The following is a 17716-nucleotide window of genomic DNA, read 5'->3' on the forward strand; positions in this document are numbered from 1 at the left end:
GACAAAGTCAACACTTTTGTTATTTAACTTACCTTTATATCTATTTCTTAATGATGAATAAACATTGCATCACCAAAACTGAAGAAACGATACTTTTCAGCAACCGCATGCTTATAGGCATTTAGAATATTATCACGACCTGTAAATGCGGCAACTAACATTACTAAAGTTGATTTAGGTAAATGAAAATTAGTAATAAAAGCATCAACTACTCGCCACTCAAATCCTGGTTTAATAAATATATCTGTCCACCCAGAATCAGCGTGTAATTCACCATCAAATTTGGCACCAATCGTTTCCAGTGTACGAATTGAGGTTGTCCCAGTAGCCACAATACGGCCACCGTTAGTGCGAACTTCATTCAATGTTTGCGCAGCTTCTTCACTCAATTGATAAAATTCTGAATGCATCTTATGATCGTCAATATTATCTTCCTCAACTGGCCTAAATGTGCCTAACCCAACATGTAACGTTAGCTCAACCAATTTAATTCCCTTGTCAGCAACTTTTTGCAAAAGCTCTGGTGTCCAATGCAAACCAGCTGTTGGCGCAGCTGCTGATCCATTAACTTTTGAATAGACAGTTTGATATCTTTCCTGATCTGCCAACTTTTCCTTAATATATGGTGGTAATGGCATTTCACCCAGTTCTTCTAATATTTCTAAAAAGATGCCATCATAATGGAACTTAATCATACGTCCACCATGTTCTAATTCTTCAATTACCTCAGCCGTTAATTGGCCGTCACCAAACACTATTTTTTGGCCAACTGGATACTTACGTGCAGGTTTAACAAGCGTTTCCCAGACATCATCTTTTTCTTGACGAAGTAATAATACTTCAACATGACCGCCAGTTTCTGGCCGAACACCATAAAGACGTGCTGGTAACACACGCGAATTATTCATCACTAATGCATCACCTGGATTCAGATAGTCTATAATATCGTAAAAATGGCGATCATGAAGTTCACCAGTATCCGCATTCAACTCTAATAATCGCGAACCATCACGCCTTTCTAGAGGTGTTTGCGCAATCAATTCGTGTGGTAATTCATAATCAAAATCATTTAAACTTGTATAATTTTCAGTCATTTATTTGTACTCCTAATTATTTTTATCGGGTAAAGGCAAGTGCAGATGCTCATACGCTGCCAAAGTAACAACACGTCCTCGTGGTGTTCGTTGTAAAAAGCCAATTTGTAATAAATATGGTTCATACACTGATTCAATCGTATCAACTTCTTCACCAATATTAGCAGCGATTGTACCAACACCAACTGGCCCACCTTGATAAAATTTAATCATTGTTTCTAAAATCTTGTGGTCTACTTCATCCAGTCCCATGCCATCTATTTGCAATAAAGCAAGCGAAAAATTGACCATTTCGTCAGTAATTGTTTGTAATCCCTTAACAGTTGTAAAATCACGGACGCGTCGCAACAGGCGATTTGCTATACGAGGTGTTCCTCGCGATCGTCTCGCAAGTTCATACGCACCTTCATCCGCAACCTCAATATTAAAGATATCGGCCGAACGCTTAATTATCTTTGAAAGTTCACCCGGCGTATAGTATGCCATATGTTCAACAATACCAAACCGATCACGTAATGGTTGCGACAACATACCTGCCCTTGTTGTCGCACCAACCAATGTAAATGGCGGTAATGGAAAATGAATTGGATGCGCAGTTGGACCTTCTCCAGCTATAATATCGACATAAAAATCTTCCATTGCAGAATATAACATTTCTTCAACTTGCTTAGGTAAACGATGAATTTCATCGATAAAAAGAACATCACCCGGTGCCAGTTCGTTTAACAACGCCAATAGATCACCTGATTTTTCAATTGCAGGGCCAGACGTTGTTCTCAAACCAACGCCCATTTCATGAGCTACAACCATTGCCAAGGTTGTTTTTCCTAACCCTGGCGGTCCATATAACAAAATATGGTCTAAAGGTTCTGAACGTTGTTTTGCTGCCTCAATATAGACATGCAATCTTTGTTTTAAATCTTCTTGGCCAATATACTGCTGTAATGTACTGGGTCGCAATGTTTGTTCAATCGACTGTTCACCAGTGTCAGTAGACATATCATGTAAAAAGTCCTCTGCCATTTATTTCTCCCCAAAAATTACTGCAACAATCTCAAGCCAGAACTAACATAGGCTGCAGTAGATAAGTTTGTCTGTTTTGTTAACTCTTTTTCAACACGCTTAATATCTTTTTTAGCATATCCCAACGCCTCTAGTGCTAGTAACGCATCAGCTAATTCTGAATCCGTTGCTTCTTCTTGTACCGACATGTTTCTATCGTCAATTGATAGCGTCAAATCCGAAAGTTTATTTTGCAAATCTAACACAATTTGTTGCGCCGTTTTTTTACCAATGCCTGGGAATTTTGTCAAAAAGCCAATATCATTTTGCGTGATAGCGTTAATTAACCCGGTATGATCACTGTTTGCTAAAATTGCTAATGCAGATTTGGGTCCAATTCCTGAAACATTCAGCAGTTTCTGAAATAGATCTTTATCTTCTTTAGTTAAAAATCCATATAAATTCTGATCATTATCGCGAATTATCTGCTCAACATAAACAGTCATTGTACTGTTCAAAGAAAATGTATATGGATTAGCAACTAACACACGATACCCAACTCCCTGTATATCAATCACGATATAGCTTGGTAATATTGCGGTTATCGTACCTTTTAGATATTCGTACATGTTTTTCTCCACTTCTACAAGTCACTGTTTACATTATAGCAGAAAAAAATCACTAACCTTCGATTTACAAAATGATGGCATTTTTAAAATGTGAAATTTTGTACAATAATATTCACATTTTGTTCACATTTCCTGGTTAGTATGTACTTATCGACTTAAAGATAAGTAATGAGCAAGCCTACACTCATCACTTGGTCGTTTCGTCACCCACATGACGAAGAGTTTTTACTTTCCTAGTAAATCTACTCAATTAACATATCTCTTATTAAACCTACAACAAAAAAGAACTGGTTAGTAGCCAGTTCTTTTTTGTTGTTTAATGAAAATATTAATAACGTGCACGAATATCACAAAACGAGTAGAATAAATGGTTATAAAAAACAATTTAATTAGGAGACAATAATCATGTTGAAAGAAAAATTGTCAGAAATGCCTACCTGGCGGCGAAATCTATTCGTACTTTGGTTTGGTGTATTCATGACTGGCATAGGTTTTAGTGAGGTCATGCCTTTTTTGTCTCTCTACGTAGACACTCTAGGTAACTTTACCAAAGACCAATTAACACTTTATAGTGGCATAACTTTTTCCATTACCTTTTTAATGACTGCAATCATATCACCTTTTTGGGGTAAATTAGCTGATAGCAAGGGACGTAAACTCATGCTATTACGTGCATCATTAGGCATGGCTGTTGTGTTCTTCTTAATGGGCGCTGCTCAAAATATTTGGCAACTTATTTTCTTCCGAGCATTGCAAGGGCTATTTGGTGGTTTCATTTCAAATGCGAATGCAATGATTGCTACACAAACACCAAAAGAAAAAGCCGGCTACGCGTTAGGAACCTTAGTAACTGGTGTAACTGGTGGTCAATTACTTGGCCCATTTATTGGTGGTATATTAGCTTCAATTGTAAGTTATCGTTTATCTTTCATTATTACAGGTATCATATTTTTACTAGTATTTGTACTTGTATTAACACTAGTAAAAGAAGAATTCACGCCCGTTGCGCGTGGTGAATCTCTGTCACGCAAAGAAGTATTTAAACAACTAAAACACCCACAATTAACTATCAGTTTATTTCTAACCACTTTTATCATTCAAATTGTTAATCAATCAATCAGTCCTATCGTGGCGCTCTTTGTCCGCGAACTAAATCATGGTGCAGTTGGTACAACATTTTGGGCTGGTGTTGTGGCTGCCATGCCTGGTATAGCAACAATGCTGGCAGCCCCTAGATTTGGTCAATTGGGTGACCGAATTGGTACACATCGGATTATGTTGATTGGCTTTACACTTGCCTTTTCATTTATGCTACCAACAGGATTTGTAACTGCAGTCTGGCAATTAGCCATCTTACGTTTCATGATTGGTATCTCTGACGCAACCATGTTACCTGCTGTACAAACATTACTAACAAAAACGACACCAACACAAGTTACCTCACGCATATTTGCTTACAATCAATCATTTCAATCACTAGGTTCTGTGGCTGGACCAGCTATGGGAACTGTCGTTGCAATGTTCTTTGATTATCGAGGCATATTTATTGCCAGTGCAATGCTCATTGTTGTTAATGCTGGTTTATTCTTTTATCGCACAAATTCGTTAAAAAATGATGATTCACTTAATCTTTAAATTAAAGACCTTGATATACTTTAGCAAGCTGGGACTACCAACTAATATTTAAAGTATATCAAGGTCTATTTTTAATCTATATTTATACGACGAACCATATGATAAAGCACTAACAAGGCAAATTGCAATGCGCCAAATGAAATAACAAACACTAAACTGTGCATTGATATGGAAGCCATAAAAAGTTTTATGACTTTTTGTGGATCACTGACTATTTCCCACGAGTTAATGCGCAAAAATCTACCCAAATAAATACCATATGCAGAAACAAATGATAAAACAACATAAAACATAATTGTCCAAACGGTTGATAATTTCTGGCAGTATACCCGACCAACAATATGGGCTGAAGAAATCCCCAATATTAATCCGGTCAATACACCTACTGCTAAAATGGCATAATTGAAAAACTGTGTCTCCGTCATTAATCCGGTACCGATTGATGATAAATGACTAAAATCAGTTACCATATACATGGCATTCGGGAAGAACACTAACCAAACAATTGTTATTAAAATCTGTACTAGGTGGTACTTTTTAAAATAACGAATCAATAAGGCCAAGTCAAATGGGATCAGTGCTAAAATTATATTCCAAATTAAAAAATTGTAATTGGTTGGTACCAACCAAATAATCAAAAGTAAACCTAAAATAACTAAGTGTACTCTTACAATATCTGTTTTCATCTTTTTCTTCCAATACTCTGTTATTAATCTGACACGAATATCCCATATCATACAGTAACCAAAATAAATGCATCATAAAAACTTACTTTAGTGTTTCCGTTTTAGCATTTACTTTATTGATATACGGTATTTCATACCAATTAATTCCACCCAACTCAATTTGTACTTGTCCAGCCATTTCATTTGTCAGCGATTGCTTAAATACCGTCATTTCCGAATCGGCAACAGCAATCGTAACAGTCACATCAGCAGCAAATAATGTATCCAAAATTTGATAATTTTTTTGCTCTAACCAATATTTTAGCGGATCAAATTGCTTATACGCAATTTTTAAATTGACTTCATGTCGTTGAATGCGTTCAATCAACCCACTTGCCTCAATACCACCAACAACAGTTCCAGCATAAGCTCTAACAAGGCCACCCGCTCCAAGTTTAATGCCTCCAAAATAACGTGTCACAACGACAGCAACATCACGAATAGCATTGTTTTTCAAAACCTCTAAAATAGGTACGCCAGCAGTTCCAGCCGGTTCACCATTATCAGAGTAACGTTGAATTTCATTACGATTTCCTAACAGATATGCCCAAACATTATGCGTCGCCTTTCGGTGGGTCAGACTAATATCGTCAATGAACTGTTTGGCTTCTTCTTCATTGGCTATTCGAGCGATATTCACAATAAATCGTGACTTTTTAATCACTTGTTCCCAAGTATTTTGTTTATCCGCAATTGTAATATATTTTCCTAACTGACTAACATGTTCGGCTTGATTTCCTGCCATGGTTCCTCCTTCCATTTCAATAAATGAATAAAACTCGCTTATTCTCAGCATTACCGAAAACAAACGAGCTATAAACTTGTCAAATTAACAATCAATCTTACTCTTCATATTCAAATTGGAAATCTAAAATTTGTACAACGTCACCATTTTCTGCACCTGCTTCATGAAGGGCTTCATCTACACCCATAAACCTGATTTGTCGTGCAAAACGCATCAATGACTCAGTAAAGTTCGTATTTGTACGTTTGAACAATCGTTCAATTTCATTACCAGATAGAATCCAAGTGCCATCTTCATCTCGTGATAACTCAAATGGTTGTTCTCGTTCTTCAAATTCATAATTTGCTTGCTCATCGTCAGCATCCACCATACCCTTAGGTATAAAGACTGGTGTCTCGTCTAGCAAGTCAGCTGTTCGACGTAACAACGGCTCCAACCCTTCACGCGACAATGATGAAATTGGCATAATTTCAATGTCATCTGGCACATTATCATCGTTTCGTAATTGCTCTTCAAACATCTCAAGAGCCGTTTGTGCATCGGGCATATCCATCTTAGTTGGCACAATAATTTGTGGTCGTTCCAATAGTGCTGGGTCATAGGCTGCTAATTCTTGATTAATTTTTAAATAATTGTCATAGGGATCTTGTTCGGGATCAACCCCTGACATATCAATCATATGTAAAATTACTCGCGTACGCTCAACATGGCGGAGGAATTGAATACCTAAGCCAACTCCTTCAGAAGCCCCTTCAATCAATCCAGGTAAGTCCGCCATAACAAAGTCACGACCGTCATCTAAACGAACCATCCCCAAATTAGGTACTAATGTGGTGAAGTGATAAGCTGCCACCTTTGGCTTTGCTGCTGTTACAACTGACAGCAAGGTTGATTTTCCAACAGAAGGAAAACCAACTAACCCAACATCCGCCAAAACCTTTAACTCTAAGGAAATGTCTAATTCTTCACCTGGCTCACCATTTTCAGCAATTTCTGGCGCCGGATTTTTCGATGAGGCAAACCGGATGTTACCACGGCCACCACGACCACCTTGCGCAATGACTAACCGTTGACCTTTTTCAGTCAAATCACCAATCACTGCGCCAGTCTTTGCATTTGTAATGGTCGTTCCTTGTGGTACCTTAATGATCAGGTCTTCTGCCGATTTTCCAGTCATCCCTTTGGTTGCACCATTACCACCCACTTGTGCTTTAAAGTGACGCTTATACCGAAAATCCATCAGCGTACGTAGTCCTTCATCTACGACCATAACGACTGAGCCACCATGACCACCATCGCCACCGAATGGACCTCCCATATTAATATATTTTTCATGACGGAATGAAACTGCACCATCCCCGCCTTTTCCTGCTTTAACAAAAATTTTTACTTGGTCGACAAACGCCATCGTTCATGACCTCACTTTCTTTTTAGCTTTCTTGTAGCCAACTGTAAACTGTCGACTTACATTTTACAGTACTTTTTCAGGTTTGACCACCTTTAGTCATCGTGATTTTGCATTGCTGCCAATGATATTCGAATATTATTGGCAACCCTCTCAGATATACCTAGCTTTTTCAAATCGTCTAATGAAGCAGAGGCCATTTTGTTCATTGAACCATAGGTCGTTAGTAATTTTTGGCGTGTTTTGGGTCCCACACCAGCGATGCCATCCAGTCTTGATCCTAACGAACTTTTAGAATGTAGCTGTCGATGAAATGTAATCACAAATCGGTGAACCTCATCTTGGATGCGCTGTAGCAAATAAAAGCCTTGCGAATTAGGATCAAGGTGGACATGTGCCGCCCCCTCTTCTTTTAACAAATCAGCTGTTTTGTGCTGATCATTTTTAACCATAGCTGCAACTGGTATTGAAAGACCTAACTCATCTTCAATGACTTCTCGAGCAGCATTTAGTTGAATAACACCCCCATCCATTAGAATGAGATCAGGCATTTCACTATGTTCTTTCAACAATCTTGTATAGCGTCTACGAATAACTTCCATTGTTTCTGCACGTTCATCTGCATTTTCAACGGTTTTATTTTTATACTTACGATATTTATTTTTATTTGGTACACCATCTTCAAAGACAACCATGGCAGAAACCATATCTGAACCCTGTAAATGAGAATGATCAAATGCTTCAATGCGGTGAATTTCAGGAATATTTAATGCATCAGCAATTTCTTGCATCGCGCCACTTGTTTTTGATTCATTCATCTCTAGTAAACGAAACTTCTCATCTAAGACAATCTTGGCATTTTTACCTGCTAGTTCTAGTAAAGCACGTTTTTCACCTCGTTGTGGTGTTCGTACTGGAATATTTAATACTTGGGAAATGGCCTCTTTATCTACCCCCGTTGGTACCAAAATTTCCTTAGGTAACACGGCATTCTGTCGATTATAAAATTGAAGAATGAAACTGGTTAATTCTTCTTGAGCAGAACCAACGATAGCAAACAAACGTTTTTCTCTTTTCATTAAACGTGCTTGCCTAATAAAGAAAACTTGAACAGATAACCAACCTCTATTCATATAGAAATTAAATATATCTCTTGGTGTACCATCACGTGAGATAATTTTTTGCTTTTCAACAGTTGCTTCAATAAACTTCAATTGATCTCTCAAGTCTGCTGCTCGCTCATAGGCTAAGTTTGCTGCAGCTTCTGCCATTTTTTTCTGTAACATTTTCGTGACAACTTTAGTATCACCGTCTAAGAAGCGTTTAATTTTTTTTATTTGCTCGTTATAGACCTCTTCAGGAACCTCTTTATAACATGCTCCCAAACATTGCCCAATGTTAGCATATAAGCAGGGACGCCCTTGGTAACCATTGCAACGACGTAATGGATACACTTTTTGTAAAAAGTGTAACGTTTCCTGAGCAGCATAAACATTAGGATACGGTCCAAAATAATGACCACCATCATCTGCAACTTCGTTTGCTAATAGAATTTGTGGATCCCGCTCATTAGTTATCTTGATATATGGATACCCTGTACCACGTTTTAACCTAATATTGTAATACGGTTGGTATTTCTGAATCAGGGTAATTTCTAAAAGCAATGATTCTTTTTCGGAGCTGGTGACAATAAAATCAAAATCTGCGATATTTGCCACCAGTTGCTCTGTTTTTCCTGTATGTTCACTTTTAAAGTAAGAGCGAACTCTATTTTTTAAATTTTTAGCTTTCCCGACATAGATTATCTTCCCATCCTTATCTTTCATCTGATAAGAACCTGGTAATTCAGGTAGTAAAGCTAGTTTTTGCTCAATATGTTCTGATGCCATCTATTTGCCTTCCCTAATTATTAGCTGACAATCTAATATGTTATGTTTATCCCAATTTTTCTCATTTAACCAAATTTTAATTAAACATGCTATAATGATGCTAATTATTAAATAGGAGGTCCTTTACATGCCACTACAAACCAAAAGAAATGATGAATTATCTCGCCAAATTGACGAAGTATTTGATATTCCTGATTTGAAAGACAAGAACAAAGATCGTTTCCTCGGAAATAATAAAGACGAGGAAGAAGAAAAATAGTGATAACCAAACGCCGTATTTTTCGGCGTTTTTCTTTATTGATAAGTATCATACCAATAATAACTGTCAATAATCACTTCTACATCATAACAACCCTATGCTACTTTCTCAATAGCATAGGGTTGTTATGGTTAATCTTCAATTGTTTTTTTACTGAATAATCCTTTTAAGCTTAGTAATGCTGCTTTAGTAATATTACCATCTGTATATGTCAACACATTTTTCTTATAAACACGCAATCCGTATCTGGCAAGGAAAATCAACACAACTACTTCCAATAATAGTGCAATTAATGCATCTGTCATATTGGCATATTGTAGTCCTAATCGTGCTGGCATTAAAGTTTGCGAAATGAATGGTACATATGACAATACATTGATCAAAAGATTATGTGGTTGCCCTTCCAATACAAATGATAAAATATAACCAATCATTGCTACATAAGTAATTGGCGATACAGCCTGTTGCACTTGACTTAAATCATTAATCATTGCTGAGATAATTGCAGTTAAAATCATATACAAGAATATCCCAACAATCGCTAATAAACCAGTCATTATGGCGAAGTTAATATCAACACCAGCTAGCATCTCCCTAACCATATCAATATACTGATTTTTAGGCATAAAGATTGCAAGAATTCCGCCAGCTAAAACATAAACAAGACCATGTGTGATTGCAAGACCAGCCACTCCTAAAAGTTTACCGAAAAATTGTACACCTGGTGAAGTGACCGCTAACAAAATTTCCATAATCCTAGAAGACTTTTCATTGGCAATTTCTTGAGCTATCATGCCAACATATGCCGTTAGAAAAATAAATATAAAAATACCTAATCCCCCAGCCAGCATACTGTTGGCAGTATTAGAGGTTGCACCACCTGCAGATGATTTACCATTTTTATTATAAACAGTCGAATCAAATGCTGGTGGATCCATCAGCGTCTGTAACTGATTCGCGTTTAAATGCAATTTTGTCGCTTGATTAAGCATATAATACTGATTAATTGTTGATTGTAATGTATCTTCAGATAATGAATCTGCATCAGTAGACATCGTCAGATGATATTGCTCATTAGCAGAGGTTAAATAGCCATCAATTTTATCTCGTTTCAAAGCTTGCTTCGCTTTAGCGGCTGATGGCATATTTTTATATCTTGCACCCACAGCCTTATTTTGTTTTAGATAGGTGGTTAATGATGCATTATTTACAACCGCAACCGTTGGTTTCTCAGTACTTTTAGTGGCGTCCATAACAAATACGATGCCACCAATGACTAACAAGATCAATATTGGTGCTAAGACAATTGACCAAAATCCAAATGTCTTTAGGCGATTAGTGTATGTTTGTCGGGCAACCAAAAATAATTGATGTTTAGTCATTTGTATCACCTCCAGCCACTTCACGACGGAAAATCTCATCTAAAGTTGGTGGTTGTTGTGCAAATACTGGCACATAACCATCTTTAGAAACCGTTCGAAACACTTCTTTTCCCGCACCATCATTAGATAACTTCAAATGTCGACCACGACCATCTTGTTCAACTGATAACACCCCAGGTATTGCCAATAATTCAGCATCAGGAACTGTTGACTCTAAATAAATTTCACTACGTCCAAATGACTCTCTAATCTCTACTAATCCACCACTTAGAACTGTCCGTCCGTGCTTTAACATTAATAATTCATCGGATAATTTTTCTACCCCACTCATATTATGCGAACTAAAGATAATCATGGCGCCATTTTTCTTTAATCGTGAAATTTCATTCATCATTAATTGTGTGTTAACTGGATCAAGACCGGTAAACGGTTCGTCTAGTATAAGTAATGATGGCTCAGTAATAACTGTAGCAATTAATTGTACCTTTTGTGCATTACCTTTTGACAAACTTTGTACCTTGTCAGTGACTTTACCCACCACATCTAATCGTTTCATCCAATGTTTTAATTTTTGTTTTGCATCAGCCTTAGTCATTCCATGAAGTTCAGCAAAATAAATCACCTGCTGCTCAATGCTTAATTTTTGGTATAAACCACGCTCCTCAGGTAAAAATCCAATATTCTGTTTATCATGGTTGGTTATTGCGTGATTATCCCAAGTAATCGTACCGTGAGTTGGCTTAATGAAGTCTAACATCATGCGAAAAGTTGTTGTTTTCCCCGCACCATTTTGTCCAATTAAGCCAATAACATGCCCTTCTTCTAACCGCATATTCATATTATCAACTGCAATCTTATCACCAAATTTTTTGGTTAAATTTTTTAATTCTATCATTTAGAAAACTCCTAACATAGTAGTTTTTAATTTATTGGCAGTTAACACACTATTAGGATAGCATACTTTACCTAGCCCTTTTGGTTTTAAATTAAATGCAATATGACATAATGACTCCTTATAAATAAATAGAGCTGCTAATCCACCAAATTAATTGGTTTGATTAGCAGCTCTTAAACTCACTTTAAAAAGTGAAGTTGATTCAAAATATTAATTCACATTGTCCATATAACACTTATTGTGCGTTCTTTTTAAAACGATCCATCATTTCTGGCGTGAATTTTAATTCACGAGGTTTTGATCCATTTGCCGGACCAATCAACCCCCGATTCTCTAATGAATCAATGATACGACCAGCACGATTATATCCCATACCAAAATGTCGTTGAATAGATGATGTTGATGCACCACCTGCTCTAAGAATGAATTCCAATACTTCATCCCATTTTTCATCTAATTCATCAGTCCCCGAATTGTTGCCATTTTCTAATGCCTGTACCTCAGCATCTGATACTGACATTGACTCATCATACTGTGCACTACCTTGTTGCTTGATAAAATCAGTAATTGCAGCAACATCATCGTCAGATATAAAGGCACCTTGCACACGCTGTGGCCCGTTTGAACCAATCGGAGCAAATAGCATATCACCTCGACCTAACAATTTTTCAGCACCATTACCATCTAAGATAGTACGAGAATCAACACCTGAAGAAACCGCAAAAGCCATTCGTGAAGGCACATTCGCTTTTATCAAACCAGTAATGATATCAACAGATGGTCGTTGTGTAGCAACAATCATATGAATACCAGCCGCACGACCCAACTGGGCAATGCGCACAATGGCATTTTCAACATCTCCAGAAACTGCAGAGGTCATCATTAAGTCAGCCAACTCATCAATGATAACAACTAAATATGGCATTTTCTGAGAAACAACACCTTTTTCTGTTTCGTCACGTTTTGCCACTAATTTGTTATAACCATCAATATTACGGACGCCTTCTTCAGCAAGTAACTTAAACCGTCGATCCATCTCTGCGACAACCTTCTTTAATCCTAGTGCCGCCTTTTTAGGATCTGAAACGACTGGTGTAATCAAATGTGGAATATCGTTATATACTGACAATTCCACTTTTTTGGGATCAACCAGCATCAATCGGACTTGAGATGGTTTTGCCTGCAATAGAATTGACGCTAAAATGCCATTAATAGCAACTGACTTTCCTGACCCTGTTGAACCAGCAATCAATAAGTGCGGCATTTTAGTTAGATCAACTTTTACAACACCACTGGTAACACCTCTTCCAATAGGAACAATCAATGGTTTATCTGTGTCAACACCAGCCTCTTCAACCATGTCTCGAAAACCAACTGTTGCTTGTTGATCATTTGCAACTTCAATACCCACAACATTTTTACCAGGAATTGGTGCTTCAATACGTAATGACTTTGCTGCCAATGCTAATGCCAAATCATCCGCCAAGTTTTGAATTTTTGACACCTTGACACCAACCGCTGGTTTAATTTCATACTGAGTAACTGTTGGTCCCAATACAACCTTTTCGACCGTCGCATTAATTTTGAAACTCTGCAATGTTTGATGAAGAATTCGCGCTTTTTCACTTAATGCATCACGTTCTTGCGACTGATCAGTAGAGCCAATATGTTGCAATAACTGTGTTGTGGGCAAACGGTAATTTTTATCACTAACTATCGTTCCTAATCCACTCGCATCAACATCTGATGTTGGTTCAGTCATTGCTGATGGTGTCACATGTCGATTGGCATGATGTGTTACCTTGTTAGCAGCTTCTTTTTCTGCACGATCTAAAATATCTACATGTGATAATGGCACATCCTGACCAGGTAATAATTCATCATCCGCCAAGTCTTCACCATAAACAACTGGTTCTACTGGATCAGCTGATTGGATCACCCGTTGAGAATCAAAATTTGTTGTCGCTTGTTGTGATGCACTTGGTGCCACAGGAGCAGAAACATTTTTTGTCCGATCAGCAGTTTTTGGCACACGACTAGCTTCACTGTTCTTCATTAATGTTGAATCAACAGACATTGTGGCTTGTTGTTCATGTTGGGAAGTTGGGGCCACAATTTCGGGTACCACAAACTTCGTTACGATAGCCTCTGAATCGTCATCAGTTAGCGATTGTTTTTTATTGAAATGAACCTCGCCAGACGAAGAGGCCTCGGGTAGAGGTTTTTCCTTCTTTCCCTTTCGTGGACTAAAAGGTTCTTCATTAAAGAATTCATTCATCGCCTCTTGTTGCCGGTCTTTTTGTTTGGTACGGAAAGTATTGATAGACTCCGTCACCTTTTCATGAGCAGTGGTTGCTTGTGTTTGGACTAAATCCCCTGCCCCTTCGGCAAATGTAAAGAAATTATCGAATACACCGCGTAATGGCAATCGAAACATAATAACCGTGCCGACAATCAATAAAATAATTGCAATTAACCACGAACCAAAATTACTCATGGTCAAATAAGTATATTGATAGATAATTGCTCCAATAATTCCGCCACCAACAGGTGTTGTTACTGCATGATTATTTAAATCTTGGTTGATCAATTGTTGAATGGTTGCAACATAATCACTATGCAAATTCATTTTGTTAAACAATAGGATTGATCCTATCAACATTATACCAACATAAAACAATGTAAACCCTAGATAATGATGCCATTTCAATCGAGGTGGCCATGTTCCATATGCCATGACGACTAAGAATGGTACCAACAAAACAATCAACAATAGTTGATATGATCCGCCAACCAATAATCGAATTAAGTTTGCAACTAACTTCCCGATTAGACCAACTTTTGCAATAGCCAATACGGTTAAGATGACTGCAATTAACCCCGAAATCTGTGGTAATCGCGAAATAAACCAGGCTAATGTATCATTATTGCTCTTTTTCTTCCGACTAGATGTCTTCCTTGGTCGCCGATTTGTCGTGCTTTTTCTAGTTGTCGTTTTTTTATATGCCATATGATCCTCCTTTCTTAAAAAGTTTAACCTAAAAACTACTTAAGCTTATCGTAATCATATTCATGCGTCAGATCAAGATTAGGGAAACTCTGCTGACGTAAGACCTCATAAATAATAATTGCTGCTGTATTTGATAGGTTTAATGAGCGAATATGCTCGTCATTCTGGGGAATACGCAATGCTTGATCTGGATGCTCTTTCATAAAAGGTTCTGGCAGACCAGTCGTCTCCTTACCAAATAGAAAATAGTAGTCATGATCAGTATTTGTGTAGTCAGCCTGATGGTATGATTTTTTTGCAAACTTTGAAATCAGGAACAATTCATCAGTATCCTTTAAAGTTGCCATAAAAGCAGGCAAATTTTTGTGAACTGTAATATCGACGTTATCCCAATAATCCAAACCAGCACGCTTAACATGCTTATCATCTAATTTAAATCCCAAGGGCTCAATTAAGTCTAATTTCGTATTAGTTCCTGTTGCCGTTCTAGCAATATTTCCCGTATTTGCTGGCATCAATGGTTCAAATAAAACAATATGATTTGTACTCATAATTAACTTCTCCTATTTTCTCTAGGTTATTTTAACCTACACGTGATTAATGCATACAAAAACAAGTATAGCACGTACACTCAGTACCTTGTGCTATACTTGTCAAAATTTATTAATGTCTTAATTCTGATCCGTTTCTTTAAACAAATCCGAACTCGTCTGCCACCAATTATAAAAACGATAAATCAATACCTTTAGAATAGCATATCCAGGTACACCAAAGATAACTCCTAAGATACCAAAAATATTACCCGCAGATAGTAAGACAATCAAAACTGTTACAGGATGAATTTTCATAGAAGATCCTAACAATTTTGGTGAAATAATTCGTCCTTCTAACGTTTGTTCGATCATAAAGACGACTAGCACTGAAATTAGCATCACTGGTGACACAAAAATTCCGACAACAACAGCTGGTACCATCGCTAAAAATGAGCCAAGAAAAGGAATAATATTCAAAATTCCTGCAACAATTGCAATTAACCAACCATATGGTAAGCCAATAATCGTATAACCAATTGCAAACATTATCATGACTGCAAAGGCAACTGAAATCTGTCCTCGAATGTAGTTTGAAATTTGAGTACTAATTTCCTTTAGCGTTTCCAAAAATGAGCGACGCGCTTTTACTGGTAAAAACTTTGCAATATATGCTGGCATTTGATGCCCATCTTTAAGCAAATAGAAGAGGACAAACGGAAATGTGATAATTGCAATAACAACGCTAGTTACTGTGCCAACAACTGAAGAAACGCCATGTAATCCCTTTTTAGCATATTCAGCTGAGTAGTCTTTCAACCAAGTTGATATTTCACTATTCGTTGTATTGAACCACTTATTAACCGCATTAAATTGTTTATTAGAGGTGAAATGATTAATCATCGTCACAATTTTATGCCAATATGTTGGCCATTCATTAACCAGGCTAATAATTTGACTACTCATCCAAGGGATAAATACAGCTAATCCCCAAATAATCAGCACTGCCAAGACAATAAATTGCATTGAAATCGTTGCAATTCTTGGAAAGTTAAAGCGTCGTTCAGCCCAGTCAACCATCGGATTTAGTAAGAAATAAAACACACCAGCAATAATTATTGGTGCACCAACTGCACTAAAAAATTCTGCAACCGGATCAAAAATAAAGGCCACCTTATGAATCATGAAGACAATAATTAAGAACAACAAAATCATAAACATGGCGGATACGATTTTATTATCCAGCAACCAGCGGTGAAAAATTGATTGGCCATTTGACTTTTCTTTCATGTGTTTGCTCCTTTACATATAACATTTAAATAAATCAGTCTTTTTATAAAAAAGCCCCCATTTGGATGTTCATACATCTTATGTACATCACCATAAGGGGGTTATCATTCAAGATTGGTAATAAAAACTATTAGACAAACAAAACACGAATTGCTTCTGGCACAGCAAAATCCTTTTGAACCAGACGAAGCTTCCCTGTCTCGCTATCACGTGCATAGACTGAAACATTGTCTGTATTTTGATTAGCTGCAACCAAGAATTTCTCATCTGGACTTAAGGCAAAATCTCTTGGAAAATCTCCTTCAGTCGAAATCCATTGTATATGTTCAACCGTTGCGCCATTTTCTTTAACAGCAAATACTGCAATTGAATTATGACCACGATTTGACGTGTAAATAAAGCGTCCGTCATTTGAAACATAAATGGCAGCACCACCATTATGTGCATCCCAATCTTCTGGAATCATCAACACAGTTTGTAATAAAGTGAATGAGCCATCTGCATTATACTTTAATACTGATAGTTTTGATGACAATTCTCCTAATAAATAGGCATATTGACCATCAGGACTAAAGCGAATATGACGAGGTCCAAAGCCAGCTTCAGTAGTAAAAGTAGCAACTAATTTTAGTTTTCCTGAATCAGAAACATCAAAAGTCAAGACCTTATCAGCACCCAAATCAACAACGACCACACGATTATCCGGCGTTAAATTGCTAAAATGTACATGCGTGCTTTCTTGCTCAGGACGTGGCCCCTTACCTTCGGATTGATATGAGTCCGTCAATGTCAAATCACCATTTTCGGCGATTGCATATACGTCTAACGTTCCCTTATGATAGTTTCCTGTGTATACTAATTGGCGAGATTCATCGACTGCAACATAGGCAGGTGAAGCCCCTTCACTAAGCACTTCCTGTTGTAATGTTGCATGGCCATCTTTATAATCATAGACAGCAACGCCACCTTCACCATTGCCCTTATCAACTGCGTACAATTTATTGGCATTGCTTAAGGCCAAATATGTTGGTGACCCAAGTTCTGCTACAAGGTTGGCATTAGATAGTTGACCTGTTTTTGAATCAAAATCCGCAGCATAAATTCCCTTTGACACACGTTTTGTATAAGTTCCAAATAAAATATGTTCTGTTGCCATTTATTTGCTCACTTTCTTAGTCATATTGTATTTTAAATCGCTTACATTATATCATAATTTGAATATATAA

The 17716-nt window shown here is 37.2% G+C and carries 15 protein-coding genes; 2 read left to right on the forward strand and 13 right to left on the reverse strand.

Annotation, left to right across the window (positions count from 1 at the left end; translation table 11 throughout):
* Window positions 1–47: 47 nt before the first annotated feature.
* Genes queA through ruvA form a run of 3 tightly spaced genes read right to left on the reverse strand, consistent with a single transcriptional unit; the run spans window position 48 to window position 2725 of the window.
* A complete protein-coding gene (gene queA, locus QRX23_RS05790; RefSeq protein WP_330154982.1) occupies window positions 48–1094 on the reverse strand; it encodes a tRNA preQ1(34) S-adenosylmethionine ribosyltransferase-isomerase QueA in 1047 nt (348 codons plus the stop codon).
* Between the two features lie 12 nt (window positions 1095–1106).
* Window positions 1107–2117 carry a Holliday junction branch migration DNA helicase RuvB gene (ruvB, locus tag QRX23_RS05795; protein WP_330154983.1) on the reverse strand — a complete coding sequence of 337 codons (1011 nt, stop codon included), beginning with the start codon at window positions 2115–2117 and terminating at the stop codon, window positions 1107–1109.
* A 17-nt stretch (window positions 2118–2134) separates the two neighbouring features.
* Complete coding sequence (gene ruvA / locus QRX23_RS05800; RefSeq protein ID WP_330154984.1) at window positions 2135–2725, reverse strand: Holliday junction branch migration protein RuvA; 591 nt, start codon at window positions 2723–2725, stop codon at window positions 2135–2137.
* Between the two features lie 405 nt (window positions 2726–3130).
* Here ruvA and QRX23_RS05805 point away from each other — a divergent pair, with 405 nt between their 5' ends.
* Window positions 3131–4360 carry a multidrug efflux MFS transporter gene (locus tag QRX23_RS05805; protein ID WP_002828367.1) on the forward strand — a complete coding sequence of 410 codons (1230 nt, stop codon included), beginning with the start codon at window positions 3131–3133 and terminating at the stop codon, window positions 4358–4360.
* A gap of 71 nt (window positions 4361–4431) precedes the next feature.
* On the opposite strand, the gene QRX23_RS05810 is transcribed toward QRX23_RS05805, so the two are convergent.
* From QRX23_RS05810 to uvrC, 4 genes are all read right to left on the reverse strand, one after another.
* Complete coding sequence (locus QRX23_RS05810; protein ID WP_330154985.1) at window positions 4432–5046, reverse strand: DUF1361 domain-containing protein; 615 nt, start codon at window positions 5044–5046, stop codon at window positions 4432–4434.
* Between the two features lie 82 nt (window positions 5047–5128).
* Window positions 5129–5830: a YigZ family protein gene (locus QRX23_RS05815; RefSeq protein WP_330154986.1), complete on the reverse strand. Its 702-nt coding sequence runs from the start codon at window positions 5828–5830 to the stop codon at window positions 5129–5131.
* 97 nt (window positions 5831–5927) lie between these two features.
* A complete protein-coding gene (gene obgE, locus QRX23_RS05820; protein ID WP_330154987.1) occupies window positions 5928–7238 on the reverse strand; it encodes a GTPase ObgE in 1311 nt (436 codons plus the stop codon).
* A gap of 92 nt (window positions 7239–7330) precedes the next feature.
* Window positions 7331–9124 (reverse strand): excinuclease ABC subunit UvrC, encoded by a 1794-nt coding sequence (gene uvrC / locus QRX23_RS05825; protein ID WP_330154988.1) that lies wholly within the window; start codon window positions 9122–9124, stop codon window positions 7331–7333.
* A 127-nt stretch (window positions 9125–9251) separates the two neighbouring features.
* Between uvrC and QRX23_RS05830 the strand changes: the two genes are divergently transcribed.
* A complete protein-coding gene (locus QRX23_RS05830) occupies window positions 9252–9383 on the forward strand; it encodes a hypothetical protein (RefSeq protein ID WP_002828375.1) in 132 nt (43 codons plus the stop codon).
* A 131-nt stretch (window positions 9384–9514) separates the two neighbouring features.
* Here the strand turns inward: QRX23_RS05830 and QRX23_RS05835 are convergent, their stop codons facing one another.
* The 6 genes from QRX23_RS05835 to QRX23_RS05860 all read right to left on the reverse strand — a co-directional run bounded on the left by QRX23_RS05835 (window position 9515) and on the right by QRX23_RS05860 (window position 17646).
* On the reverse strand, window positions 9515–10765 hold the full coding sequence (locus QRX23_RS05835; RefSeq protein ID WP_330154989.1) for an ABC transporter permease: 1251 nt from the start codon (window positions 10763–10765) through the stop codon (window positions 9515–9517).
* Entirely contained in the window at window positions 10758–11660 is a 903-nt protein-coding gene (locus tag QRX23_RS05840; RefSeq protein WP_330154990.1) for an ABC transporter ATP-binding protein, read from the reverse strand. The genes QRX23_RS05835 and QRX23_RS05840 overlap by 8 nt, the downstream gene beginning before the upstream one ends.
* Before the next feature lie 235 nt (window positions 11661–11895).
* Window positions 11896–14670, reverse strand: coding sequence for a DNA translocase FtsK (locus tag QRX23_RS05845; protein WP_330154991.1), 2775 nt, complete (start codon window positions 14668–14670; stop codon window positions 11896–11898).
* A gap of 35 nt (window positions 14671–14705) precedes the next feature.
* Window positions 14706–15221: a tRNA (cytidine(34)-2'-O)-methyltransferase gene (locus QRX23_RS05850; protein ID WP_002828380.1), complete on the reverse strand. Its 516-nt coding sequence runs from the start codon at window positions 15219–15221 to the stop codon at window positions 14706–14708.
* A 120-nt stretch (window positions 15222–15341) separates the two neighbouring features.
* A complete protein-coding gene (locus QRX23_RS05855; protein WP_330154992.1) occupies window positions 15342–16490 on the reverse strand; it encodes an AI-2E family transporter in 1149 nt (382 codons plus the stop codon).
* 130 nt (window positions 16491–16620) lie between these two features.
* A complete protein-coding gene (locus QRX23_RS05860; RefSeq protein WP_259705153.1) occupies window positions 16621–17646 on the reverse strand; it encodes a lactonase family protein in 1026 nt (341 codons plus the stop codon).
* Window positions 17647–17716 lie beyond the last annotated feature (70 nt).

The sequence above is a fragment of the Weissella paramesenteroides genome, assembly GCF_036327715.1.
Classification (GTDB): Bacteria; Bacillota; Bacilli; order Lactobacillales; family Lactobacillaceae; genus Weissella; species Weissella paramesenteroides.

Coding starts and splice junctions, on each gene's coding strand:
- QRX23_RS05845 (WP_330154991.1), bottom strand. CDS start 14,670: ATGGCATATAAAAAAACGACAACTAGAAAAAGCACGACAAATCGGCGA.
- QRX23_RS05850 (WP_002828380.1), bottom strand. CDS start 15,221: ATGAGTACAAATCATATTGTTTTATTTGAACCATTGATGCCAGCAAAT.
- QRX23_RS05810 (WP_330154985.1), bottom strand. CDS start 5,046: ATGAAAACAGATATTGTAAGAGTACACTTAGTTATTTTAGGTTTACTT.
- QRX23_RS05855 (WP_330154992.1), bottom strand. CDS start 16,490: ATGAAAGAAAAGTCAAATGGCCAATCAATTTTTCACCGCTGGTTGCTG.
- QRX23_RS05830 (WP_002828375.1), top strand. CDS start 9,252: ATGCCACTACAAACCAAAAGAAATGATGAATTATCTCGCCAAATTGAC.
- ruvA (WP_330154984.1), bottom strand. CDS start 2,725: ATGTACGAATATCTAAAAGGTACGATAACCGCAATATTACCAAGCTAT.
- ruvB (WP_330154983.1), bottom strand. CDS start 2,117: ATGGCAGAGGACTTTTTACATGATATGTCTACTGACACTGGTGAACAG.
- QRX23_RS05805 (WP_002828367.1), top strand. CDS start 3,131: ATGTTGAAAGAAAAATTGTCAGAAATGCCTACCTGGCGGCGAAATCTA.
- obgE (WP_330154987.1), bottom strand. CDS start 7,238: ATGGCGTTTGTCGACCAAGTAAAAATTTTTGTTAAAGCAGGAAAAGGC.
- QRX23_RS05815 (WP_330154986.1), bottom strand. CDS start 5,830: ATGGCAGGAAATCAAGCCGAACATGTTAGTCAGTTAGGAAAATATATT.
- uvrC (WP_330154988.1), bottom strand. CDS start 9,124: ATGGCATCAGAACATATTGAGCAAAAACTAGCTTTACTACCTGAATTA.
- QRX23_RS05840 (WP_330154990.1), bottom strand. CDS start 11,660: ATGATAGAATTAAAAAATTTAACCAAAAAATTTGGTGATAAGATTGCA.
- queA (WP_330154982.1), bottom strand. CDS start 1,094: ATGACTGAAAATTATACAAGTTTAAATGATTTTGATTATGAATTACCA.
- QRX23_RS05835 (WP_330154989.1), bottom strand. CDS start 10,765: ATGACTAAACATCAATTATTTTTGGTTGCCCGACAAACATACACTAAT.
- QRX23_RS05860 (WP_259705153.1), bottom strand. CDS start 17,646: ATGGCAACAGAACATATTTTATTTGGAACTTATACAAAACGTGTGTCA.